General features: G+C 40.7%; 1 protein-coding gene. It reads right to left on the bottom strand.

The window, feature by feature from the left end; genetic code table 11:
- Positions 1-123: 123 nt before the first annotated feature.
- Positions 124-810: IS3 family transposase (locus C3420_RS17140; protein ID WP_146048184.1), on the bottom strand; the 687-nt coding region annotated here is incomplete at its 5' end.

Below are 810 nucleotides of genomic sequence, written 5' to 3'. Positions count from 1 at the left end.
GCTTTTTTAGCGTTGGTGCACTGTCTATAACTGTCTTTAAATCCATAAATAGGTGTCCACTTAAATTTAAGTGGACACTATCGCGGTATTAATGAGTTAGAAAAAGTGGGGTTCAGCGGACGCTTACGGGTTAATCTTATCATAGTACATTGCTTCAAACTCAAAAGGCGATACATAACCCAGTGCACTGTGTACACGCTTTTTATTGAACCAATCTACCCAGTTTAGTGTCGCAAGTTGTACATCTGCTAAACCTTGCCAATCTGCTTTTAAATATTCAATCACCTCTGTTTTGTATAAGCCATTCACCGTTTCAGCCAAAGCATTATCGTATGAATCACCAGTCGTACCGACTGATGCTCGTAAATTCGCTGCTTCTAAACGATTGGTATAGCGAATGGAAAGATATTGCACACCTCTGTCGGAATGATGAATCACATTCTTTGGCATGCCTCGATCATGCAATGCTTGCTCTAATGCATCGAGCACCCTATCTGTATTCATTCGTGTAGATACTTTCCAGCCAACAATTGCTCGTGAGAACACATCAATAATAAAGGCGGTATATACCCAGCCTGAATGAGTTTGAATATACGTAAAGTCACTGACCCACAGTTGGTCAGGATGATCAGCAGTAAAATTACGTTTCACTAAATCATCTGCCCGTTTTTGGTCATCTCGGTTACGGGTGGTTTGTTTGTTCTTACCTCGCCAAACACCTTGTATACCTAGCTTTTTCATTAATCGAGCAACAGTACAGCGTGCAATAATATAGCCTTCACGTTTCAGTTTTTGCCAGACTTTACGTAC

The sequence above is a fragment of the Acinetobacter sp. ACNIH3 genome (assembly GCF_002918965.1).
GTDB lineage: Bacteria > Pseudomonadota > Gammaproteobacteria > Pseudomonadales > Moraxellaceae > Acinetobacter > Acinetobacter schindleri.
Note: the sequence above shows the minus strand (reverse complement) of the source record. Positions and strands in the feature narration are given on the sequence as shown.